General features: G+C 73.7%; 17 protein-coding genes. 3 read left to right on the top strand and 14 right to left on the bottom strand.

Annotated elements, in window-relative coordinates; translation table 11 throughout:
* Window positions 1-96 precede the first annotated feature (96 nt).
* On the top strand, window positions 97-1,587 hold the full coding sequence (locus WME89_RS11940; protein ID WP_438009316.1) for a reverse transcriptase family protein: 1,491 nt from the start codon (window positions 97-99) through the stop codon (window positions 1,585-1,587).
* An 814-nt stretch (window positions 1,588-2,401) separates the two neighbouring features.
* On the opposite strand, the gene WME89_RS11935 is transcribed toward WME89_RS11940, so the two are convergent.
* The 7 genes from WME89_RS11935 to WME89_RS11905 form a co-directional block, all read right to left on the bottom strand.
* On the bottom strand, window positions 2,402-3,601 hold the full coding sequence (locus tag WME89_RS11935; protein WP_438009315.1) for a PAS domain-containing protein: 1,200 nt from the start codon (window positions 3,599-3,601) through the stop codon (window positions 2,402-2,404).
* A gap of 401 nt (window positions 3,602-4,002) precedes the next feature.
* On the bottom strand, window positions 4,003-4,152 hold the full coding sequence (locus WME89_RS11930) for a hypothetical protein (protein ID WP_438009314.1): 150 nt from the start codon (window positions 4,150-4,152) through the stop codon (window positions 4,003-4,005).
* A 724-nt stretch (window positions 4,153-4,876) separates the two neighbouring features.
* Window positions 4,877-6,271, bottom strand: a complete 1,395-nt coding sequence (locus WME89_RS11925; protein ID WP_438009313.1) for a DUF2252 domain-containing protein — start codon at window positions 6,269-6,271, stop codon at window positions 4,877-4,879.
* A gap of 233 nt (window positions 6,272-6,504) precedes the next feature.
* Window positions 6,505-7,704: an ARPP-2 domain-containing protein gene (locus WME89_RS11920; protein ID WP_438009312.1), complete on the bottom strand. Its 1,200-nt coding sequence runs from the start codon at window positions 7,702-7,704 to the stop codon at window positions 6,505-6,507.
* The gene (locus tag WME89_RS11915; protein ID WP_438009311.1) at window positions 7,704-9,323 is read right to left on the bottom strand and encodes a hypothetical protein; all 1,620 of its coding nucleotides are present in this window, start codon (window positions 9,321-9,323) and stop codon (window positions 7,704-7,706) included. Before WME89_RS11915 ends, WME89_RS11920 begins: the two co-directional genes overlap by 1 nt.
* Before the next feature lie 306 nt (window positions 9,324-9,629).
* Window positions 9,630-10,241, bottom strand: a complete 612-nt coding sequence (locus WME89_RS11910) for a hypothetical protein (RefSeq protein ID WP_438009310.1) — start codon at window positions 10,239-10,241, stop codon at window positions 9,630-9,632.
* A 231-nt stretch (window positions 10,242-10,472) separates the two neighbouring features.
* Entirely contained in the window at window positions 10,473-11,420 is a 948-nt protein-coding gene (locus WME89_RS11905) for an SDR family oxidoreductase (RefSeq protein WP_438009309.1), read from the bottom strand.
* Window positions 11,421-11,813: 393 nt separating this feature from the next.
* Between WME89_RS11905 and WME89_RS11900 the strand changes: the two genes are divergently transcribed.
* Entirely contained in the window at window positions 11,814-12,590 is a 777-nt protein-coding gene (locus WME89_RS11900; protein ID WP_438009308.1) for a hypothetical protein, read from the top strand.
* A 297-nt stretch (window positions 12,591-12,887) separates the two neighbouring features.
* Here the strand turns inward: WME89_RS11900 and WME89_RS11895 are convergent, their stop codons facing one another.
* From WME89_RS11895 to WME89_RS11875, 5 genes are all read right to left on the bottom strand, one after another.
* Window positions 12,888-13,919: a TauD/TfdA family dioxygenase gene (locus WME89_RS11895; RefSeq protein ID WP_438009307.1), complete on the bottom strand. Its 1,032-nt coding sequence runs from the start codon at window positions 13,917-13,919 to the stop codon at window positions 12,888-12,890.
* 341 nt (window positions 13,920-14,260) lie between these two features.
* Window positions 14,261-15,700, bottom strand: coding sequence for a hypothetical protein (locus WME89_RS11890; RefSeq protein WP_438009306.1), 1,440 nt, complete (start codon window positions 15,698-15,700; stop codon window positions 14,261-14,263).
* Window positions 15,678-16,745 (bottom strand): TIGR04222 domain-containing membrane protein, encoded by a 1,068-nt coding sequence (locus WME89_RS11885; protein WP_438009305.1) that lies wholly within the window; start codon window positions 16,743-16,745, stop codon window positions 15,678-15,680. The genes WME89_RS11890 and WME89_RS11885 overlap by 23 nt, the downstream gene beginning before the upstream one ends.
* The gene (locus WME89_RS11880; RefSeq protein ID WP_438009304.1) at window positions 16,742-17,488 is read right to left on the bottom strand and encodes a nucleotidyltransferase domain-containing protein; all 747 of its coding nucleotides are present in this window, start codon (window positions 17,486-17,488) and stop codon (window positions 16,742-16,744) included. Before WME89_RS11880 ends, WME89_RS11885 begins: the two co-directional genes overlap by 4 nt.
* A gap of 3 nt (window positions 17,489-17,491) precedes the next feature.
* Window positions 17,492-18,892: a DUF692 domain-containing protein gene (locus WME89_RS11875; protein ID WP_438009303.1), complete on the bottom strand. Its 1,401-nt coding sequence runs from the start codon at window positions 18,890-18,892 to the stop codon at window positions 17,492-17,494.
* A 339-nt stretch (window positions 18,893-19,231) separates the two neighbouring features.
* On the opposite strand from WME89_RS11875, the gene WME89_RS11870 reads away from it, so the two are divergent.
* A complete protein-coding gene (locus tag WME89_RS11870; RefSeq protein WP_438009302.1) occupies window positions 19,232-20,440 on the top strand; it encodes a glycosyltransferase in 1,209 nt (402 codons plus the stop codon).
* A 3-nt stretch (window positions 20,441-20,443) separates the two neighbouring features.
* Here the strand turns inward: WME89_RS11870 and WME89_RS11865 are convergent, their stop codons facing one another.
* Together WME89_RS11865 and WME89_RS11860 are read right to left on the bottom strand one after the other, a co-directional pair.
* Window positions 20,444-21,160, bottom strand: a complete 717-nt coding sequence (locus tag WME89_RS11865) for an NTP transferase domain-containing protein (RefSeq protein WP_438009301.1) — start codon at window positions 21,158-21,160, stop codon at window positions 20,444-20,446.
* Window positions 21,161-21,171: 11 nt separating this feature from the next.
* Window positions 21,172-22,785, bottom strand: coding sequence for a YcaO-like family protein (locus WME89_RS11860; RefSeq protein WP_438009300.1), 1,614 nt, complete (start codon window positions 22,783-22,785; stop codon window positions 21,172-21,174).
* Window position 22,786 lies beyond the last annotated feature (1 nt).

Raw genomic sequence — 22,786 nt, 5'->3', positions numbered from 1 at the left:
TGAGATCGCGATCCGCGAAAGCCGTTCCTGCCGCTCTTGCCACGCCGGCGGACCGGCCGCGCTCGTCGTGATTCCCAACCACGCTCCCACAGAGACATGACCGCGAAGATCGACGCGACCGTTCAAGCCCGAGCCCCCGTCGTTCTCCCCCTCCCGACGTCGCCCGCGGCCGGCGCGGCGGCCGGCGGCGACGGTCACGTCGACGTCGAGGCGCGCCGGCTCGCCCACGAAGCGCGCGTCGCCCGCTGGAAGGCGATCGCCGAGGCGGGCGGGATCGACGCGTGGGTGAGCGCGGAGCTCACGGCCCGCGGCGCCGTCGCGACGGGCGATCCCAAGGCGATGTCGGACCGGGAGCGCGCCCAGTGGAAGGAGCGCAAGAAGGTCGAGGCCAGGGAGCGCCGGTCGCTGCGCCGCCTCGCCTGGGAGGCCTACCTCGCCACGCACATCAACCACCTCGGCGCGGGCGTGCACTGGGCAGATCGCCCCGGGCCGGACAGGCTCGATGTCCCCGGCTTGAGCGAGCGCGCGCGGTCGCACGGCCTCCCCGAGCTGCCGGGCGCGGGCGAGCTCGCGAGCGCGCTCGGGCTGACGATCCCGCGGCTCCGCTGGCTCGCCTACCACCGCGAGGTCGACACGGGCACCCATTACCGCCGGTGGCTCATCCCGAAGCGCGACGGCAGCGCGCGCACCATCTCGTCTCCGAAGCGGGAGCTGAAGCGCGCGCAGCGCTGGGCGCTCCGCAACCTGTTCGAGAAGCTCCCGGTCCACGCCGCGGCGCACGGCTTCCTGGCGAGCCGCTCCATCGTCACGAACGCCGCGGCGCACGCGGGCGCGGACACGATCGTCAAGGTGGATATCAAGGACTTCTTCCCGACGATCACGTGGCGCCGGGTGCGCGGGCTGCTCCGCAAGGCGGGCGTGGCCGAGGGGCCGGCGACGCTCGTGGCGCTCCTCTCGACGGAGGCGCCGCGCGAGCTCGTGCAGTTCCGCGGAAAGACGCTCCACGTGGCCACCGGCCCGCGCGTGCTGCCGCAGGGCGCGCCCACCTCCCCGGCGATCACGAACGCCATCTGCCTGCGCCTCGACCGGCGCGTCTCCGGGCTCGCGCGCAAGCTGGGGTTTCGCTACACGCGGTACGCGGACGATCTCACGCTCTCCTGGCGCGCGCCCGAGGCGTCCGAGCTCGCCGCGACGCCGGGCGCGCCGCGCGCGGGCGCGCCGCGGGCGCCGGTGGGCGCGCTCCTCCGCGGGGTTCGGGAGATCCTGAGCGCGGAGGGGTTCCGGCTCCACCCGAGCAAGACCGTGGTGATGCGCAAGGGCAGCCGGCAGAAGGTGACAGGCCTCGTCGTCAACCGCGCGAGCGAGGCTGTCCCGGCGGCGCGGGTCCCGCGCGAGCGGCTGCGCGCGCTGCGCGCGGCGATCCGCAACCGGGAGCTCGGGAGGCCCGGGAAGGGCGAGACGCTGGCGCAGCTGAAGGGGCTAGCGGCCTTCGTGTACATGACCGATCCGGTCAGGGGGCGCGCGTTCCTCGAGCGGATCGAGGCGCTCGAGCGGAACCAGCCCGCGCCGGCGGCAGAGCCGGGCTGACGCCGGGCCGCGTGCGCGCTGCGCGCTGCGCGCTGGCGCAGGGCTACTGTCGTTCCATCCTGAGCAGCGTGACGTCCCCCGGGTCCCGGCTGATCGCCGTCCCCCGCTGCCCCTTGGCCGTGAGCACCCAGTCGAAGACGCTGACGCCTCCGGCCGAGTCGACCGTGGTGAACGTGCCCGTGCCGCCCTCGTCGAGCGTCCATGTGCCCGTGAAGGTGTCCGTGAATACTCGCCCTCGAGGCTCCCCGACTCCGTGGCGGTCAGCGTCCCATCCCGGTTGAACACGATCACCCCGTTCGCCACGAAGTTGCCGAGCCCCACGAGCGAGCCGGTGGCGTCCCAGCCGTACCTTCCATGGAAATCTCCGCGCCTCGGCGCGGGCTCCGAGGCCTCCTCGGCGTGAGCGATCCCGGCGCCGCCTCGATCGGCGTCGACGAAGCACGCGACCGTCATCAGACCAACGACAGCAAGCCTTCCAAGCGTCTTCTTCATGGCACTCCTCCACTTCAACGGCCGCGGCTCGCGCAGCGCGGCGCCGATGGAGAGCCATGGGCCCTGTCGGTCAAGCCGCCTGCGTCGCCGCGCCTGCAACGCGCCCGGGGACCGTGACAGTGCCGATGCCTCGCGCATCGCAGGCTAGGGCGTCTATATCCGATTCATTTTACAGGCGCATCAACAACGCTGTCAACACGGCACCCCCACAGCGATATCGGGTCCTTGCCGTCTGGCGCGCGACGCGGGTATCCGGCCATCTGGTTGATGGCAGCTGGCTGCTGGCAGCCCGGGCAGCCCGGGTTGCCAGACAGGCTGGGCCTCAGGCCCTCGCCGAGAAGAGGCGAATCGCGTCCTTCGGGGTGCGCGTCGTGACGATGCTTGAAAGATCGATCCCGAGGGAGGTCATGGTCTGCGCGACCGCGGGCTGGATCCCGGTGACAGCGGCGCGCGCGCCGAGCAGGCCGATCGCGCGGACGATGCTGATCAGCCGGTCGGCCGTGCGCGTGTCGATCAGCTCGAGGGCCGAGAGGTCGAGCACCACGCTCCGCACCTGCCGCGTCGCGATGATGTCGAGCAGGCGCTCGGTCAGCGTGGCGGTCCGCTCCTCGTCCATGGCGCCGATGAGCGGCACGCCGACGATGCCGTCGGCGACCTCCAGGATCGGCGCGGAGAGCGCCTGGATCTGCTGGTGCTGCGCCTGGATGACGGCGAGCCGCCGGTCGAGCTCCGCGGCGAGGGCCGACTTCTCGTCCGCCTCGCGCCGGGCCGCCGCGGCCATGTCCTGGAGCTCGCGCGCCGAGCGCTCGAGCGCCTCCTGCGCGCGCTGGCGCGCGGTGACATCGACGCTGAAGCAGGCGACCTGCACCTCGCCGCTCCGGCGGACGATCGGCGTCTTGACCGTCTCGTACCAGTGCACCTCGCCGTTCGGCCGCGTCTCCTTCTCCGCGATGACCACCGGCTGCCTCGTGTCGATGACCTGCCGGTCCGCGCTGGTGAAGCCAGCGGCCTCTTCCGCGCTCGAGGTGAGCTCGTGCTGGGACGCGCTGACGACCTGCTCCGGGGTCACCCCGTAACAGGCCGCGAGGGCGGTGTTCGCCAGGACGTAACGGCTGCACCGGTCCTTGATGAACATGAGGTTGGGCGCGAGGTTGATGAAGGTGCGCAGGAGCTCCACCTCCTCGGCGAGCTCGTCCTCGCGCCGGCGCTGCGCGGTGGCGTCATCCAGGCGCGCCGTCCACGTGCGCGCGTGGACGAACACGAGCGGCTCGCCCTCGGACCGCGCGCAGCGCAGGAACGTCCAGCGCTGCGGGCTGGCGCTGTCGCCCGGCGCGGCGTCGATCTCCAGCTCCAGCCGGCTGCGCGCTCCCCCGAGCACCTCGCGCGCGGCCTCCTCGACCTCGGGCGCGAGGCGCGCCGCCTCCCCGAACGCGTCGCGCCACGCCACGTTGGCCTCCCGCAGCTGGAGGCTCGAGTCGAGCACCGCGAGCGGCTCAGGAAAGGCGTCCAAGTCTGCGTGCATTCCTACCTCCATGACGCCCCACGTGACCCAGCGAACGCACCCGCAACACAGGACAATGCCTGCGAAGCTGTCCGTTGTCCACGGTCCATACCAGTGCCCGCCGGGACTGCCACTGTTTCTGTCCCGGACCTCCCGTGAGGTGAGAGAGGTGAGTAGCGCCTGTCGCATCGTATATCGAATGAGAGAGACAGGCCTTGATCACGTCGCGGCCTGCCCGTTCGTCCTCGACGTCCCATCGGCGGGCTGGACAGCACCTGGCCTGGCGAGAACGAGAAGAGGACGACCGTGGGGGCGCATTTCCGCTTCTTGCCTGGCGGAGAGCTGCGAGCGACGCCGCGATCCTGGCGCAGCTATCGACACGTCCTTTGTGGGGAAAGGGGTGTGCGGCGCGCTCGCCTCGCTCATCGGCTGTTCCTCCCCGCCTCCGCGAGCGCTCCGAGCCAGTCGACGACGTCCTCTCCGCTGGCCGCGACAACCCCCACCCCGGCTCTCCCCGGCAGGCTCACGCCCTTTTCCCAGAGCTCCCGCTCGGTGTCGTCCGGCTCGATCAAGGCCAGGCTCCCTCGCGGCGCCGGCCGCCGACCGAAGAGGCGGTGCAGCAGTATCCGGGTCGCCGCCGGACGCCCGCCGGAGCACCAGCGTGCTCTCCTCGTCGGGCTGGATCACGTGGATCGTCCTCTCCGGCTGCTGCTCCGCGAGCGCGATCTCCAGGAGCGGGCTGCGCAGCAGCGTCGCGTGCACCCCGGGGCCGAGGGCGCGCGCCAGCGCCTTGATCACTTCGGCGCCTCCGCGCCGGCGCGGAACGCCCCCCTGCGGACGCTCTCGAGTGCGGTCCGGAGGGGGTCCGGACCACCTTTCTGGCACAAGGAACAGCGCTTCCAGGAGGTCGGTGGCACATAACTGCGAAGTTCGGAGCGGTATTTGGCACAATTCGGCTCCAGGAGGCGCTCCGCAGAACGACTGCGAGGGGTCCGGACCCCGGTGTGTCGCAATGCATTGCGTTTGTGCCGGTCCCGGACCCCCTCACCTGGCACAGAATGAGGCCGAGACGGCACAGCTCCCGGGCGTCGCTCGCTCCGGAACCCCGGTGGCGCATGCGTCTCAGTAGCGTTGGCCTCCTCCGTCGGCGCACGACGCACCGGCCGGCGCAGGGTCCTCGTCCGGCCGGTGCGCGACGGGCAATCGCACGTCCCGGGGTCGGCGCTCGACGCGGGTCGGCGCTCGACGCGGGTCGGCGCGCAACCCGGGTCGGCGCTCGACGCGGGGGACGGGCGGTCAGAAATTCGCGCAGAAGCTCGCGTAGTCCAGCGCGACCTGGTCGGCGTAATCGAGGGCGACCGAGCGCACCTTGGCGCGGAAGCCCTCGTGATCCCCGTCGGTGAGCGCGTCGATCTCCCCGTCGACCGAGCCCGGGAACACCGCAGCATCCCAGTCCTCGTCGGCGCGCGCGTGCTGCGTCGCCAGGAGCTCGCCCCACTGCTCTGCGAGGTTGGTGAAGCGGGTCATCGTCGTGAGGCTCGCTGTGTCGAACGTGTCCTTGTAGGGCGACCGCTCGCGCACGCTGTAGCTCTGGCCGTCGGAGAGCGTCATCCAGCCGAGCAGATCGTCGACCCTGTAGCCAAGCGCCTTGTACGCGAGCACGGTCCGGTAAGCCTGGTTGTCGCCGCTCGCCGCGTTGGTCTGCGACACGGCGGCAGCGGCGAGCCCCACGAACGCGCTCGGCGCGCCCTGGGCCTTGACGTCGAGGAGGCGGTCGTCGTCCTGACCGGAGGTCGGCCCCTCGATCAGCACGTAATACCGCGTCACGCCGAGCGAGCCGATGCCGCTGTGCAGGCGCTGGGCCACGCTCTTCACCGTGAAGTAGGCGGCCGGCAGCCCGGCGCCGCCGCCGCTCAGGGTCGCGCGGTAGGCCAACATGTGGCCGCGCACGTCGGCGTCGACGGCGGCGGTCACCGCGGCGAGATCCGGATTTCCCCCCGTGTCGAGCCGGCGCACGCCGCCGACCTTGATCGTGAAATCGTCGAGCATCTCGACCCGGCTGTTCGAGTCCTCGACGTCGGCGAGGAAATCGTCGAGCAGGCCATGGGTGTTGCTCGCCGTGAGCTTCCGCGTGGTCTCCTGGCTATTCCCGGCGTAGCCCGCGATCGCGTCGAGGTACGCCTCGGTGAACGCGTCGAGGAGCGAGCCCTGGTCGGCGAGGCTGTAGCCGCCGTTCTCGCGCGCGACCAGCGCGAGGCTCGTGGCGAGCCGCCAGACGTCGAGCTGGTAGTCGCCGATGACCGCCTCGTCGAAATCGTTGATCGCAAACACGATGTCGCCCTGGTCATCATCGAAGGAGCCCGTGTTGTCGACGTGCATGTCGCCGCCGAGCCACGTCCGGGTGCCGCTCGCGCCGCCGTACGTGGAGAGCTGGGACGAGCTCCCGAGATCCTTCCAGCAGAGGTGGTTCGAGCCGCGGAAGAACGCGAACGCGGAAGCCTCCATTTGCGCGTACTTCTCGGCCCGAGCGCTCGATGGCAGGCTCGCATTGGCGTTCGTGATCTCGGCGACGACATGGCTCGTGCGGCTCGAGGCCGCCGAGCCGGGCGCGGCGGCCAAGGTGACGGCGGAGAAGGCGGCGATCAAACAGCAGCGGGGCGCGACGAGCACTGGAATCGGCGGATCGGACATGGTCTTGCTCCTGGGGCGAGGATGGGTTGGTACGTCGAGCGCCGCTCGCGCAGCAAGGAGCTCACGCCGGCTGACGCACCCCCGTCGAGCGCTCGTTGCACGCGCGTCGCGCAACGGACGCAGCGGCCCCGCGACAGGGCGCCTGCTCGAGCCGATCTGCGCGGCTCAGCGTCGCTGCACCGAGCGCTCGCCCCTTGCAGGAGGCGAAGATCGCCGCCAGGCGCCGAGGGACCTCAGCGAGCGCGCTCGCGCGTCCGCTTCAGCGCCGCCTTGAGGACGTGCTCCGCGATCAGGTACCCGAACCCCTCGCCGTCGATGCGCCGGAGCAGCTGGTCGCGCGCGATCCGGAGCGCGGCCGCGGTGGCGTCCAGGTTCCACCCGTGCGCGGCGAGCTGCTGGAGGAGCCGCGCGCGCCGCACCTGCCCCGCCGAGAGCCGGTAAGTCTTCGCGTACTCGAGCGTGCCGTCGTCGCGCACGATCGCCTCGCCGATGTGGTTGTCCAGCGCCGGATCGAGCTCGGTCATGAACCGCTGCAGCGAGAAAGGCCCTGCCCTGTACACGCGCTCCGCCGCGATCGGCCGGCCGAGCAGGCCCGCGGCCGTGTCCACGTGCAGCGCGCCGGCCTCGGCCCGCGCCCGGCCGAGCGCGGCCCGCAGATCGTCGAGCGAGCCGACCTGCGCGGCGTCGAAGGTGTGCGCGAAGGCCTGGCTGTCGCCGTTGTGGCGGGCCGCGTGGAGCAGCGTCTGCTCGTAGGAGTCCTCGATGAGCGTGCGGTGCAGCGCGCGGTAGTCGTCGGGGTGCGACACGACGAACACCGACGCGAGCAGCTCGCCGACGAAGAGCAGGAGCCCGCACTGGCCCTCGTGGATCTCGAAGACCCGCAGCGCGTCCTCCAGGCTCGGGATCGCCCGGCCGGAGAGCGACATCTCCGTGCGCGGGTCGAGGCCGCGGGAGATCGCCCGCCGCGAGTACTCGGACCAGGCGATCTCCGGCGCGTTGAAGTGCTGGGCGAGGAAGCCCTCCATCGCGAGGTGCTGCGGCAGGAGGCGCAGGCGGTTCCGCTTGGCCGGGTCCTCGCCGCGCGCCTCGCGCCGGACCATGCGGTGGAGCAGCTGGACGCCGCGGCACTGCTTGCAGAAGGCGCGGCCGTCGGCCGGGCCCGCGAGCGCCGCGCCGTAGGAAGCGACGGGGGAGCCGTCGTCGGTCCACCCGACCACGAGCGCGTGCGGCACGTAGGTCGAGCAGTAGGCCGTACCGTCGCCTAGCTCGACCACCGACACGGTGTCCTCGTACGCGCGGCGGGCGATGCGCAGGTCGCCCCGCGGCGCGGCCCGGAGCAGCGGGACGAGGCGCACGCCCGCGAAGACCTGGGCGTGCGTCGCCGAGAGGCCCCGGAGCGCGAGCGACTGGAGCAGGGCCGGCGCCTTCGCCATCAGGGCGCCCCGGGCGACGCGGCGGGCGCCTCTGCGGGCTCGGTGGCGCCCGATGCGTCGGGCATCCCTTCCAGCGCCACGGCGCCCGATGCGGCGGGCGTCCCTTCCAGCGCCGCGGCGCCCGCTGCGGCCGGCGCCGCCGCCGTCTCCGCAGCGCCGGCGCCCCGCGCGTGCCGGGAGAGCAGGGCCGCCGCGCGCTGCGCGAGGTAGCGCTCGAGGTCCGCCAGCGGCGCCGTGCCCTCGGCGAAGCGGGCGAAGCCGAGGACCGTGGGCAGGTCCTCCGCGTCGCGCAGGCCCACGGTCGGGATCGACGGGCCGAGCCCGCGCGGCGCGTAGCGCTCGCTGTCGAACACCGGGTTGATGTGGACGATGGAGGTGCGCTGCCCCGGGTCGAGCCGCGCGCGGAAGCAGCGGGCCACCTCGGCGGCGGCGCCCGGCGGGTCGTTCTCGAAGCCGTCCGAGAGGACGACCACGACGTCGGGGCGGAAGGCGAGCGCGTCGAGCAGCGGCGTGGCGAGGTCGGTCTGGCCGCGCGCGTCGACGAGGAGCTCGTCGGGCGTCGGCGCGGTCCAGAAGGCGCGGTACTCGCGGGCGGCGGCGCGGAGCAGGTAGCTCACGCCGAGCGCGACGGCGAGCGGGCGGCGGCGCTTCTCGCTGGAGCCGGACGCGGAGTAGCTCCGATCGAGCACGGCGGCCACGCGCCCGAGCGCGGCGGGGCTCCTGCGCAGCGCCCGGGCGGCGGCGCGCTCGAGCGCCGCGTGGAGCTCGTCGCGGCGCTCGCGCCGGACCTTCTCGGGCAGGGAGAGGGCGTAGAGGGCGACGCGGGTGAGGGGCGCCCGGCCGAGGTCGACGGCGAGCTCCACGTCGTCGCGCCCGGCGGCGCGCTGGAGCCGCAGGCGCTCGCCCTCGGTCATGCGCGGGGCGGCGCGGCGCAGGAGCTCGTCGCGCGAGACGCCGCGGGCGGCGGCGAGCCCCTCGGCGACGGTCAGCGGCATGTCGAAGATCGCCTCCTTCGCGTAGCGGGCCTGCCGCGCGCGCTCGAGGAGCGGCGCCTCGAACGGCGCGCGGCGCCCGGGCTCGAACAGGAACGGCCCGAGCTCGCCGGGGAGCCGGAGGTGCGCATGCACGGCGAGCGCGCGGACGTGGGCGCGGTACTTCACGGCGTCGAAGGCCGGATCCGGCCGGCCGGCGAGGTAGTCGCGGGCGACGGCGCGCGCGCGGCGGTTGTTGACGCGCCGCTCCCGCAGCGCGCGGAGCGCCCGGAGCGCGCGCTGCGGCGGGAGCTCCCGGAGCGCCGCCGCGATGAGCAGCCCCTCCTCGCGCCGATCGGCGGCCGGGGTCTCGGCGCCTGTCGCGAGGAGGTTCACGGCGATGAGCGCCTGGTTGAAGTGGTTGATGCCGGCCGCGAGCGTGCGCGCGTAGAGGCGGCGGTAGTTGCCGAGGATGTACTCGTGGAGGAACTCGACGGAGACGACCTGTCCGCCGGAGGAGCCGTAGAACTCGGCCTGCCCGGTGCACGCGAAGCAGGCGTTGATGAACATGACGAGATCCTCGCGCTCGACGCGCTCGGTATGGAAACGTGCGGGGAGCGCGGGGAGCGCGGCGGACGCGGGGGGCATGGCGAAGAGCCGCCCGGGGAATGGTGGGGCGAGTTACCTAAACAGTTACCAGACTGGGCTCGGAAATCGCCCCGGAGTCCCACGGGCGGCAGGGAGCAGCGTACCTCGGGAGCGGCGCCGCGCAGAACAGGGGAAGCAGGTTTGCTTCACCGGCGTGGTGCGGAGGCGCAGGCGCAGCGGCACGGGCGCTGCGCGCGCACCCCGTCGTACCGGTGCTCGGCAGCGCGCTGACACAGGCGCGTCCCGCCGAGCGGGGCAGCATCATGGGGTCGCCGGAGCGCGTGCTCCGGGGTCTCCAGCGCGCCTCTACTCTGGCCAGACCTCGATCCAGACGAACAGCACCTGCCCCGCGGCCTGGTTGTCGACGGCCACCGGATGGACCGTGCGCGCCCGGAGCGCCGCGACGAGGTGACCGTGGTTGATCGCGAACCGCCCGATGAAATCGTCGTTGATGAGGTCCCGATCGAGGAGCTCACCGCTCAGGTGGACATCCGGCGTGAGCGGCACGCTGTACCAGGTCGGCGGGCCCTTCCATCCAGGCGTGCAGGTGTCGCGCTGCCCCGACCGATCGAGCGCGCGCCTCCCGAGCGACCGCGCGCCCACGAACAGCTCCGCCGAGCCGAAGGGCTCCGGCGGCTCGGTCCCCGCCCCCGCCGCCTCCGCGGCGAACCCGGCCACGCTGGCGGCGGCCGCCGCCGGGTGCTCCGTGCGGAGCAGGCCGCCGATCGCGGTGAGCGCCCCCGGCGCGACGACGCCCATGCCGTCCCACTGACGCCCGTCCGCCTTGGCCGGGCTGATGACGGCGCCGTCGATGGAGATGCGGACACGGGCCGGCAGCGGCGCCGCCGCCGGCTGGCACGCGGCGCAGGCCAGGGCGATCCCGCACCGCGAAGCCGCTTTGAGAGCGCGTGGCGTCATGTAACGAGACCATATCCCGAGAGCCGCGGCGCACCAACGCGGAAGCAGCGCGCTCGGCGTGTCGCGCGGCAGAGCCCGCAGCGCGATCAGGGCGGCGCGCGCCGCGTCTCCGGCGTCCAGGGCCTCGCGCGCGTCCGGGCCCACGGCTGCACGGGGCCTCCGTGACTCGACCCCAGGCGGCGCCCCCTGTGGTGACGAGATCACCGGAGCCCCGTACAACCGCGATGGACGCTACCGGTAGTCGCTCGGATCGACGTCCTCGCCGCCGTCCTCGACGGTCTGACTGTATCGCCACACGTCGGGGCGTGAGCCGTCAAGGTCCGTGAAGCCGTACTCGACCGCCAGCTGCGCCGATGTCATTGACCGCTGGTTCCATCGCTCGCGCCTGGGGTCGGTCGCGAGCGCGACGACCGCGCGTCCCACGTAGCGAGGCGACTCTGATACCGCGAACCCGGGCGGAGCAGCCGCGGCGCGCCAGTTGTCCTCGGTGACCTTGTAGTTCTCGAGCATCATCTCCGAGCGGAGCCATCCGGGGCTGATCGCCACCGCCGTGGCCCCGTGTGGCGCGAGCTCGTGGCCCTGCGAGAACGCCAGCCGATTCACCGCGACCTTGGCCAGGTCGTAGAACACCGAGAGGCGGTATCGCGACGCGTTGTAGTCGGTGGTGCCGTCGGTCACCTCGACCAGGAGGCCCCCGGGGCGGTCGATCAGGAGCGGCAGGAGGTGGTGGGAGGTTATCAGGTGCGTATCGATGGCGAGGCGGAGGATCCGGAGTCCCTTCTGGAGGTCAAGCTGCCATAGGGGCGTGTTCCATTCGGCCGGTCCGCCCTTGAGCTGCTCCGCGCCCCAGATGTCGTTGACCAGGATGTCGATGTGGCCGTGCGCATCTCGGATCTGGTCCGCCAGACGCTTGACCTGGGCGGCGTCGAGATGGTCGACGACCACGGGGATGCCGTGGCCGCCCAGCGATGTGACGAGCTCGGCGGTCTCCTCGACCGTCTCGGGGCGGTCGTAGTCGGACTGCAGGGAGCGACCGCGGCTGCTGCGGCCGCTGCAGATCACCGTGGCTCCGGCCTCGCCCAGGGCCGCCGCGATACCACGGCCGGCCCCCCGCGTGGCCCCGGCGACGACCGCGACGCGGCCGCGCAAGGCGTCCGGATCCAGACACCAGCTCGTCATTTCGTTCCTCCCAGCATCGGTGCGCTGGCCGAGGGGCGGAGCCCCTCACGCCGGCCAACATGGCAGTGTGCCGCCGGCGCGCAGCGCCCGTCAACATCAGTGCCTGTCTGGACAACCATCATCGTTCCGGGTCTCAAGCGCCCGCCCCGGTCATCGTGGGTCGGTAGCGTAGCCGACGCATGACCGATCTTGTCAAGCACTCCACGAGATCGGGCTCGCGCGTCGGTGGGGGACCGATCCATGAAATACCAGCCCGGGGCGCGGGTGGAAGTTGAACGCCGTGGTGCTGGACGGTATCGCGCACGGCTCAGACGTTCAGGAGCACCCGCTCGACGGGTAGCCGCGCGCGCCACGCTCGAGCCCAGGCGAGGTCTGAGGTAGGCTGACCCGCTCATGAGCGTTTTGCTCTCGATGACCGCTTGCCCCAACTGCGGGGCGCCGCTCTCCGTCGAGCCGGGGCGGCGCAACGTCATCTGCATCTTCTGCAACACGAGCCTCTTCGTCGAGCGGCCCGCCACCGACGCCGCCGTCGCGCAAATCAGGGCCCAGAGCGTCTCGAAGGACGACATCGAGCGCGTCAAGCAGCTGCTCGTCGACGGCAAGCGCGACGAGGCCATTGCCCACTATGCGCGGGCAGCGTCCGTGCCCAGAGACGAAGCCGAGCGGGCCGTGGCGAACGTGTTCCTCTCGGCCTACTGGACGCTCGTCCGTAACTTGCCGATCAACGCCTTCGGCTTCTTCCTCCACGCGGTCTTCGTCTTCGGGGGCGCCGGGCTCGCCGCCTGGGCCGCGACACAGGCAGCCGAGTCGCCGGCGTACCTGGCGCTCGTCGCGGCGGGGGGCCTCTTCGCGATTCTACAGCTCGCGCGGTTCCTGCGGCACCTCGCCTCGACCCTGGTCGCATCGTTCGGCGCCATCGGCCGCGGGCGCGTCCTCCGCTGCTCGGTGGTGCGGGAGTTCGTGAAGCAAAATGGCTTCCTCGTCGTGGTCCTCTTCGAGGTCGTCCCCGACGACGGCCGTCCGGCCTTCGTCGACCAGGAGACCCTCTTCGTCGGCGAGGAGTCTCTCCGGAAGCTCTCGCCGGGCAACGTCATCCGCGTGCGCTTCGATGGCGCTCGCAAGCGCGTCTTCCCGGCCACCCCCGTCACCGTGCTGGCGACGGGGGTCTGACGCGGGACGATCGCCGAAGAGCCGCGCGGGGTACGGGCGCGGCCTGCTGCCCGCCTGTCAGCTCGAGCGCGGAAGGTCGCCGCTGAACGACCGCTGTACCGGTATCCCCTGTAACCGAACGAATCGGCCACCTTGTAGCCCACGGCTCAGATGTTCATGAGCACGCGGTCGTCGGGTACGTCGGTCAGAAACAACCGAGGTGTCCCGGTGCAGGTGCAGATCGGGCTCGGGTGATGCCGGTTCGATCTCCTTCACAGCGCCGCCAACGCTCGAGATCTCCCCGTCTCTGCAAGCCGCTCACCCCCGGCTCATCCGCGCGATCGCCTCGGCCAGCGCGCCGTCCTCCGCGCCCTCCGCGTCGCCCGCGAGCGCCTCCTCGGCGGCGGCGAGCGCCGCGTCGCGGAGGCGGTAGAGCTGCGGCTCGGGGATGCGCTCGCGGGCAGCGAGGACGCCCGGCGGGACGCCGCGCAGCATCTCCAGGACGAGCCCGAGGCGGCGGCGGGCCTCGGGCGGCGGCGGCGCGCCGAGGCCGAGCCGCCGCCGCGTGGCCGGCGGCGCGGCGGCCACGCGGCGCGCGGCTGCCTCGGCGACCTGGGCGGCGAGCGCGCGGTACGCAGGCGGCGACGGGAGCTGCGCCTCCGTCCAGACGAGCAGCCGGACGAACTCGCGCGCCCCGCCCTCGAAAGCCCGCCGCCCGTGGAGCATGCGCCGGTTGTCGACGACCAGGATGTCCGCCGCGCCGAGCGAGAGCTCGATCATCTCGCGCCGCGATGCCTCGATGAACCCCGCGAGGTGCGCGGCGATCGCGTCCCCCGGCGGCACGACCGGCGCGTGGGTGAACGAGAGCGCGCCGCCGCGGAGCGACACCGTGGGCCCGAAGAAGTCGCCGAAGACGAACGGAATGCGCCGGTACACCGTGAAGAGCGCATGGAAGAGCTCGGGATCGGCGCGCTCGATCGTCGAGAGCAGCGCCCAGCCGTCGAGCAGGAGGCAGCCGCCGCCGCGCTCCGCGGGCCTGACGCAGGCCATGATCTGCACCGCCGGCGGCGCGCCCGCGAAGCACTGGCTGTCGGTGTGGAGCGGCGCCGCCACGGAGCTCGCGGCGAACGACCTGCCCCCCGGCACCGCCTTGATCGGCTGCCGCTCGACCAGGAGCGGCCTCGCCCCGAGCAGCCGCTCGGCGAAGCTCCACGGCGCCCGCGCGGCCTCCTCCGGGGCCAGCGCGGCGGCGCCATCGCCGCGGAGGACCGAGAAGCCGCGCGCCGCGAGCTCGTCCAGCAGCCGCATCGGACCGAGCTCCGCCCCGGGCCAGATCCACCGTTCCTTCATGGACGAGCTGCGCTCAAGCGTTCAGAACGACAAGTATCCATCAAAATCAACCACATACAAACTCACCCACGGCGCCTTCACCGCTCTCTTCTCTCCCCCTCTGTGCCCTCTGTGTCTCTGTGGTTCAAAACCTCTCTTCTCCTCTCCTTTCCTTCTCGGGCCTGCTCGAGCCGTCCTCCCTCATGCCCGGCTCACCTGAGGCATTCCCTCAAATTCTTCAGAAAATTCACAGGGAGGCGGGGAGACGGGGAGGAAAATCTTCAAAATCTCCCCGTCTCCCCGCCTCCCTGTTCAATTTCTCCGCTGAAAAGGGCTACAAATGAGGAGATTCCTCTGCCGGCTCACCCGTCGAGGAAGCGGGCCTCCCGGAAGCCGGCGCGGAGCAGGTCGCGCGGGATCGGCAGGACCCGGAGCAGCGGCGCGCCCTCGGGCACCTCGATCGGCGCGCCGATGCGGCGCACGTGGAACACCGCCGGGGTCGCGAAGAAGGCGTCGGTCGCGACAACCCCGCGCATCACGTCGTAGCCGTCGCCGTGGACGCCCTCGAGCAGGCTCGACCAGCCCGGCGGCGTCCGGGTGAACGCCCACGGCTTCACGAAGAAGTGCGGCTCGCCCGGCGGGTGGGGCGTGAAGTACTTCGTCAGGTACCAGAGCGCCCCGCGGTTCGCGGCGAGGAAATCGTCGCCGTAGACCTGGGCGAACGTGCGCTCCACCGCGGCCGCCCCCTCGGCCAGGCGCGGCGCCTCCGGCGCGACGGCGAGCGTGTGCCCGTCGAACGTCGCGCGGAATGCGACGGCGTTCCGCACCACGACGGACGCGAGCCGAGCACCACCGCGCCAGGGGACCGGATCCGGCCCGGCCGCGGTCGTGACCTCGGTGACCGCGTCGATCTCGGGCGCCCCCGGGCCGGCCACGACGAGCCGCGCGCGCGCCGCGCTCGCGCCCCCGGTGCTACCTGCGCCGCCCGCACCGCCCGCGGTTCCGACGCCGCCCGCACCGCCCGTGGTTCCCGCGCTCCCCTCCCCCGCTCTCGCCCTGTCCGCCCTCGCCTTGTCCCCCACCAGGCGCCGGTACTTGCGCGTCACCTCCCCCTTCTTCACCGCGAAGTAGCGCGCGTCGTAGAACTCGGCGTGCGCCCGCCCCACCTCGGGGGCGTCCGCGAGCGTGCAGGCCTCGATCTCCACGTCGGGCCGCACCGGCGCGATGCAGCCGATCTCGCCCTCGAGCCGCAGGCTCCGGGGCGCCTCGTCGCGGAGGCGCAGCTCGACCACCAGCGGGACGAAGGCGCTGTCGTCGGCGAGGTACGCCTCGCTCACCTCGATCAGCACGTTCCGGCGGTTGGCGGCGCCCGCGACGCGCAGCCAGACGCCCGGGTCCGGGCGCACCAGCAGCCCGGTCCACAGCCGCAGGCGCGGCGGCCCGAGCCCCGTCCGGCACGCCCACGCGAGGCCGCCGCGCAGCGCCCGGTGCCACGCCCCCTCCGGCGCCAGGAAGCCCTGCGAGACGAGCCGGGGCAGCGCGGCGCGGTGGGCGCGGAGGAGCGCCTCGCCGCCCTCACCCGCCGGCTCGGCGCGCAGCGACCCGAGCCGCCGCTGCACCTCGATCGGCCGCGCCAGCGCGATCTGCAGCCCGAACGCGTTGCCCTCCAGGAGCGGCACGCACGCCTTGGCCACGCGGAGCGGCACCGCGCCGTCGAGGTCGCCGGTGCGCCGGGTCAGCCGGCAGAGGCCGAGCGCGTCGAGCACCTCGAAGCAGGCTTCACCCGCCGCAGCCACCGCCACCGCCGCAGCCGCCGCCGCCGCCGCAGCCACCACCGCCGCCGCAGCTCGACGAGCTGCAGCTCGATCCGCCGGACGAGTCGCCGCTCCTCGAGACGACGACGGGCGGGGTGATCGCGTAGACCATCGGCCCGAAGAGCGGCGACAGCGCGAGCGACGCCGTGCCGGCCGCGGCCACCGTCAACCCGATGTCCACCGCTTCGCGGCGGCGGCCGCCCGCGACGTCGGCGCGGAGCGAGACCGTCGAGTCCTCGAGCCAGCGGAGATAGGCCGACTTCATGGAGCTGTAAGGGCTCGTGCGCCTCGCCACGATCCACGTGGCGAAGAGGAGCGCGATCATCTCGATCACGAGGAACGTGTGAGGCCGGTGGAGCTCCTCCGCGCGCAGCACGCGGATCAGCCCGATGCCGAGCAGGACGAGGCCGATCGCCCACACGACGGCCGAGAGGATCGCGATGGTCCCGCGCGGGCGGAGCATCCCGGCGGCGTCCAGCTCCTCGCGGAGCTCCCGCTCGACGTCGGACGCGACCCGGTCCGCGCACGCGCGCACCTGCTCCACCGAGAGCGTCGCGCCCGCGTCGCCGCCCGGGCGCAGCGCGCTGAGCAAGCCGAACAGCGCCGAGAGCACCCGGTCCCGCGGCGGCGCGCCGCCCACGACCTGGAACGCCTGCGGCGCCTCCTTCGCGTCCCCCGCGGCGACGAGCCACCCCGCGCCCATCGCGACGGCGATCAGCGTGGCGGCGACGCCCTTGTTGCCGTCCCGGAGGTACGCGATCGCCCAGTACTCGTCCGGCTGCGGGATCCAGCCCGCCGAGAGCCGCTGCCGCTGCGGCGGCTGCGCATGGAAGCGGTACGGCGTGCCCGCCGCGGCGGCCGCGGCCACCGCCTCGCCGCCAGGCAGCGTCGACCGATCGAGCGACACGCCGAGCGCCTGGCGGGCCATCGCGGCGAAGAAGAGGCCGGCCACCGAGAACGCGAAGTAGAAGAGCAGGAACGCCGGCCCCGACTCCATGTTGAACGGGAAGAAGTCGAAGATCTCGTGGATCATGGCGCCGCCTCCTCGTGCTCGAGCCGATCGACGTCGTCGACGGCGCGCGCGAGCAGCTCCGCCAGCGCCTCGTAGGCCGCGCCCGGCTCTTCGTGAACCCGCTGCAGCGGAGCGACGTCGGCGCCGAGGAGCTTGCCCGCGCCGGCGAGCACCGTCGCGAGATCGTCGTCCCCGTCGACCCCGCGCAGGCCGAGCAGGGCGTGCAGCGGGCCGCGGATCTGCTTCACCTTGCGGAGGACCGCGCCCCGCAGGGCGTCGTCCGAGCCCATCCCGTCCACCACCGCGCGCCGGAGCCGGATCTGCGCCTCGCGGAGCTCCTGCTCGACGCGCAGGCGGCGGTTCTTGCCGTCGATCACGAGCGCCGAGAACGGGTCGCGCCCGGAGAGGAGGACGTGGCACCGGCGGATGTCGTCGTAGAGCAGCGGGAACACGTCCGCGGCCCGCGGGATCTCGGCGGCCGTCAGGATCATCGCCTCGATCCGCGCCGCGTAGCGCGCCAGCTTGAGCGCGTTGGCGATCGCGTCGAGGCCGGCGCGCGAAGCCTGCCTGAGCACCACCATGAGGTCGACGTCGCTCTGCCCGTCGCGGTAGCCGCCGCGCGCCGCGCTGCCGTAGACGAGCAGGCACGCAAGCTCGTCGCCGAGCGTCCGCTCCAGGCTGTCCTTGAGCTCGACGAGCCGCGCCTGCACCGGCGCCGGCAGCCTGGAGACGGCGCTCCCGTTGGCGATGGTTCCTGTCTTCATCCGCTATCCTCGCGGCTCGATCAGCCGGACCTCGGCGCTCGAGCCGATCCCCTTGATCGCCCAGATTACCCGACCTCCGGGCAGCCGCTCTCGTCGAATGAACGGCAGGTGCCTCGGCCGCACGCTCCCGTCGCCCGCGGGCCCGACGAAGCGGGCGCGGAGGAGCAGGCGATCGACGATCGCCTCGGGCGCGAGCCGCGCGTCGGCCTCCGCCGCGGCGGCGATCCGGAGCGCGTCGGCGACGGCGGTCAGGCGCGGGACCCGCGGCGACGCCTCGACGCACCGGGCCGCCAGGCGCGCCGTGGCCTCGCGGTGCGACGAGAGCCGGGGCAGCAGCGGGAGCGCGTCGTCGACGCGCTTGCGCTGGAGGATGGCGCGCGACCGGGCGACATCCCCTGGATCCAGCGGTCGCACGGCGTCCGGCGGCGGCGCGAGCGGGGCCGTGAGCAGCTCGGCCACGCGCGCCTGCACCGCGGCGAGCGCGGGGGCCTCCGCGGGCGGCTCGGCGGTGGACGTGCGCAGCAGCGCCGCGCGGGGGGCAGGCGGCGCGGGGCGGGGCGGCGCGGACCGGGCGAGCTGCCGGGCGATCGTGAGCTCGGCCCCGAGGTCGGCGAAGGGCGGGAAGTCGCCGTCGCGCTCGAGGAGGATCGGGACCGGCCCGGTGCGCGCGAGCACGGCGGCGAGCAGGGCGAAGACAGGATCGGGGACGGGGTGGGCGTGCGTGTCGAAGTAGAAGCCGTGCTCGCGGGCGCCCCCGGCGACGTGGATCATCGCGACGCGCTCGAGCGGGTACGAGAGGGCGAGCGCGCCGGGATCGGCGCCGGCGTTGACGGCGTTCGCGTAGACGTTGCCGATGTCGAGGAGGAGATCGCAGCCGGTGCGGTCGACGACCTCGGCGTAGAAGCGCCCCTCCTCGAGGGCGTCGCCGGGGAAGCGCAGCGTGCACGCCGCGTTCTCGAGCAGGAGGGGGATGTCCGGGAGCGCGCGCCGCGCCGCGGCGACGTTCCGGGCGACGACGCGGGCCGCCTCGACCGTGTACGGCAGGGCGGTGAGGTGGCCGATCTCGTGGCCGCCGCCGCGCACGAAGGCCACGTGCTCGCTGACGACGGGGGCCGCGAGCTCCCGGCAGAGCGCCCCGAGGCGGCGGGCGCGATCGAGGTCGATGCCCGAGGCGCTGCCCAGCGAGAGCTTCACGCCGTGGGGCACCACCGGCCAGATGCGGGCGATGGCCGAGGCCTCGCGCCGCGCGGCCGGGCTGGCGAAGCAGGCCTCGGCCACGACCTCGACGAAGTCCACGGCGTCGGGCGCGGACAGCAGGTCGGCGGCGATCTCGGGGCGGAATCCGATACCGACGCCGACGAGGCCGACGCCGGAGAGGGGCGAGCTGGAGGGGCGATCGAGCACGCGAGGACCTCGCCCAGTTTGCCCCGGCCGAGGGGCTCGCGATAGGGGCGTGCGGCGCCGGCCGGGCCGCCCGTGGCCCGTCGGTTTGCCTAACCACCGCAACGTCGCCGCGCGTGGTGAGCACCTGTATGCAAGAAGCAGCGGCGACCGCCGCCGCGGGCCGCCGGCTCGGGCGATCGGCCCGGGGGATGTCCATCGCACCAGGGAAAGAAGACGTCGAATCGGACGTCATCACATCTCCGCTCACGGCCGTCTCCTCGCATGGACACACTATGTCCGCACAACCGCCTTGAGCGTTGCGCGCCACGGGGCCGCGCGCGAGGCTCGACGAGGTGCCGAATGAAGATCCTCGCCATCGCCCTCGCGCGTCATAGCCAGTTCTCAGGCATCCTCGAGGTGCTCCGCCGCGCTCACGAGATAACGCTCGTCGCGCCGGACGGCACCGGCGAGGCGCCCGGGCTCCTGTCGGTCCCCTTCACGCCGGTCCGCGTCGCCTCGGGGAGCCGGGCCGAGCGCGCGGTCGGGTCCTTCCTTGGCACGGCGCGCGCCGTCGCCGATGCGGTCGAGCCGCTCGGGCACGAGCGCTTCGATGTGGTCTTCGGACAGGCGAGCTTCGGCTGCACCCACGAGATCCGCCGCGTCACGGGCGCGCCCGTCGTCTCCCACGTCGAGCTGCCCGGGCGGGAGATGGCCACGGCGCGGCCGGAGTTCCCGCCCTCGCGCGAGGACGTCGAGGCCGGCGAGGCGCACCGCGCCCTCGTCGACCAGAGCCTGCGCGGGTCCGATCTCATCATCACGCCGTCCCGCCACGCCGCAGGGCTGCTCCCGCCGGACGTCGCGCCGCGCGTGCGCGTCAGCATGGAGGGGTTCCGCGTCGGGCCGCTCAGGGACGCCGCCGAGCGGAGGGCCCTCCGGCAGCGCCACGGGCTGCCCGCCGACGCGCCCCTGCTCGGCTATTTCGGGAGGACGCTCGAGGCCATGCGCGGCTTCGACGTCTTCGTCCAGACGGCGCGCGAGGTCCGGCGCGCCCTGCCGGGGGCGGCCTTCCTCGTCGTCGGCGAGCCGGTCACGCACTACGGCAGCGAGCAGGCCGCGCTCGGCGGCGAGAGCTTCAAGGACTTCGCCCTGCGGACCGCGGGCGTGGCCGAGCGCGAGCTGATGTTCCGCGGGCTGCAGCCGTTCCCCGTCTACCGCGAGCTCCTCGCCGCGGTGGACGCCGCGGTCTTTCCGATCTTCGAGAGCGCCGGGCACTGGAGCTTCTTCGACAGCCTCGCCGAGGGCACGCCCGCCGTCGCGGCGCGCCGCGCCTTCTTCCCCGAGGTGATCGCCGAGGGGCAGAACGGGTTCCTCCGCGACGTGCGCGACGTCGCGGGCTTCGCCGAGCGCTGCGTCGCCCTGCTCACCGATCCCGCGCTGCGGGCGCGGATCGGGCGCGCCGCGTGGGAGACCGCGCGCCGCGACTTCACCGAGGAGCGCGCGGCGGCGCGGTACGAGGCCGCCTTCGAGGAGGCCGCGCGCCGTCAGCGCCCCGCGCGCGCGCCGGCGTGAGCGTCAGCCGCGCGGCGCGGCGGCCGCGCCGTCGAGCGCGCGCGCGGCGTCGAGGTCGGCCGGGGTGTTGATGTTGATGTAGCGGCCCTCGAACCAGAGCGCCGAGAAGCGGACGCCCCGGCGCATCGCGAAGCGGAGGGCCTCGGTGATCTCCCGCTCGTTGCGGGACGGGTCGATCGGCGCGAGCGCGAACAGGTCGAGGACCTCGGGGGTGAGCAGGTAGAGCCCGAGCCCGCAGGCGAGATCGCCCGGATCCGGCGGCTTCTCCGCGAGCTCCTCCACGAGCTCGCCGCGCAGCCGGACGCCGTAGTTGCGCCGCACGCTCGCGGCGTCGCCCCCGGACCAGACCGCCAGCGCGGGCGGCGACGGCCACGGCTCCGCGAGGCGCCCGTCGAGCACCAGGTCGCCGAGGACGAAGAGCGCCGGACCGCGCACGAGGTGCCGCGCGCAGAGCATCGCGCTGGCGACGCCGTCCGGCGCGGCCTGGCGCACGATCGCCGCCCCGGGACACCGCGCGCGCGCGAAGCGCGCCACGTGCTCGTCGTCGCCCGCGACGACGAAGACGGGAGGCGCGCTCGCGGCGTGGTAGGGCAGGAGCTGGCGCATGAGCCGGCCGACGAGCGGCTCCGCGCCGAGCGCGATCATCGACTTGGGCACCCCGGACGGCTTGCGCTCGCCGAGCCGCGTGCCGCGTCCGCCGCAGATGAAGACAAGCTGCATGGCGTCCCCCTTCACCCGATCGGGTGCGGCGTCGGATCGCCGTCGAGGCGCGGCCTCAGCGCGTCGCAGTCGAGGGGCACGAGATCGGGCGTGATCACGCGCACGACCCGCAGCCCGGCCCGCGCTACCTCCGGGGTCGTGAGCTCGACGAAGCACGCGTCGGGGACACGCGCCGCGACCTGCCGCCAGCCGGGCGCCGGCGGGCGAGGTCGCGCGACGCCGTCGGGGCGCAGCCAGCGCTGCCGGCTCGCGATCAGGTCCGGCCGGATCGCGTGCGCGCGCGGGTGATCGCTCAGCGTCCGGGGAGGGTACGCGGGCGGCGGCTCGCCCCGGGCGAGCCACCCCCGCAGCCAGATGTCCACCACCACCGTCTCGAGCGTCGCGGCGCGCGCCGCTTCCTCGAGCGAGCGGCGCGCCGCGAAGCCGGTCGCGGCGTACGGCGGCTCGGGCCGCTCGAGCAGCGAGACGACGACCTCGAGGCCGCTCTCGCACGGCAGCCGGCAGAGGTGGAGCCCCTCGATCGGGACGGGGCGCACGTCGACGCGCTCGACGGGCAGATGGAAGCGCCACGCGCGCATGAGGCTGTCGCGCTCGATGCGCTCCTCGAGCGCGTGCTGGATCGCCTCGTCGAGCGTGCGGCCGAGCGCGAGGCCGCAGGTCGTCTGGACGCCGAGCGACGGCTCGCCCGGCGCGCGGTGGTACGGGAAATAGACGAACGCCGCGGGCACCCAGACCGGCCTGTCGTCCGCGAGCGACGTGGCGCGCGCCCAGCGCAGCGGCGCGCCTGCGTCGAACGGCTCGCCCGGCGCGAGGCGGCGCGGATCGAGCCACCGACCGTCGAGATCGCGGGCGCGCGAGAGCGGCAGGTCGTCGGGCGCGAACGCGGGGCAGTAGCGCTCGACGCTCTCTCCGCTCGCCCGGACGCGGGCCGACGCGATCGTCGTGTCGGCCGCGATGCCGTCGTTGAGCGCGCGCACCGCCTGCTTCCCCCCGAGCGGATCGGTGCAGCACCCGACGGCCAGGGCCGCCACGATGCCGGGAAAGCCGCTCGGGATCTCGTCCACGCGCGTCACGACGCCGAGCCGCTCGCTGACGAGCGCGTCGAGCCCCTTCGCGTCCGCGGGCGGACGCGCCGCGCCGCACCGCGGACACCCGGGGGCCGGGGCGAAGCCGTGCGTGCGCGCGCCGCCGTCGGGGAAGAGCTCGATCTGGGCCGCGCCGGTCGCGCCCTCGCCGTCGATCCACGGCCGCACCGCCGCGGCGACGCGCGCCGCCATCCCGCTGGCCGCCTCCTCCACCGGCCGGCAGCCCTTCGCTCCGTTCGACCGGCGGCGCGAGGTGAAGCAGGCGAAGCAGCCCGACCCGCCGGCGCCCAGCATCGGCCCGACCAGCACGCTCCCCTCCTCGCCGGCCTCGATCAGGATCCACGACAGCTGCGCCTGTTGCGCGTGCTGCGCGTGCTGCGCGTGCTGATCGAGCGCCCGCAGCGCGCCGAGGTCGTCCCAGTGGCACGCGACGATGACGCTCGCGACCGCCGCGCCGCTCGGGGCGCTCGCCCCGGAGAGCGCGCCCCGGAGCTCCCTCGCGAACGGCGTATGTCCCAGGATCTGGATCTCTCTTCCCATG

The sequence above is a fragment of the Sorangium sp. So ce321 genome (assembly GCF_051530195.1).
Taxonomy (GTDB): Bacteria; Myxococcota_A; Polyangia; order Polyangiales; family Polyangiaceae; genus Sorangium.
The sequence above is the reverse complement of the archived record's forward strand: the minus strand, read 5'-3'. Positions and strand labels throughout refer to the sequence as shown.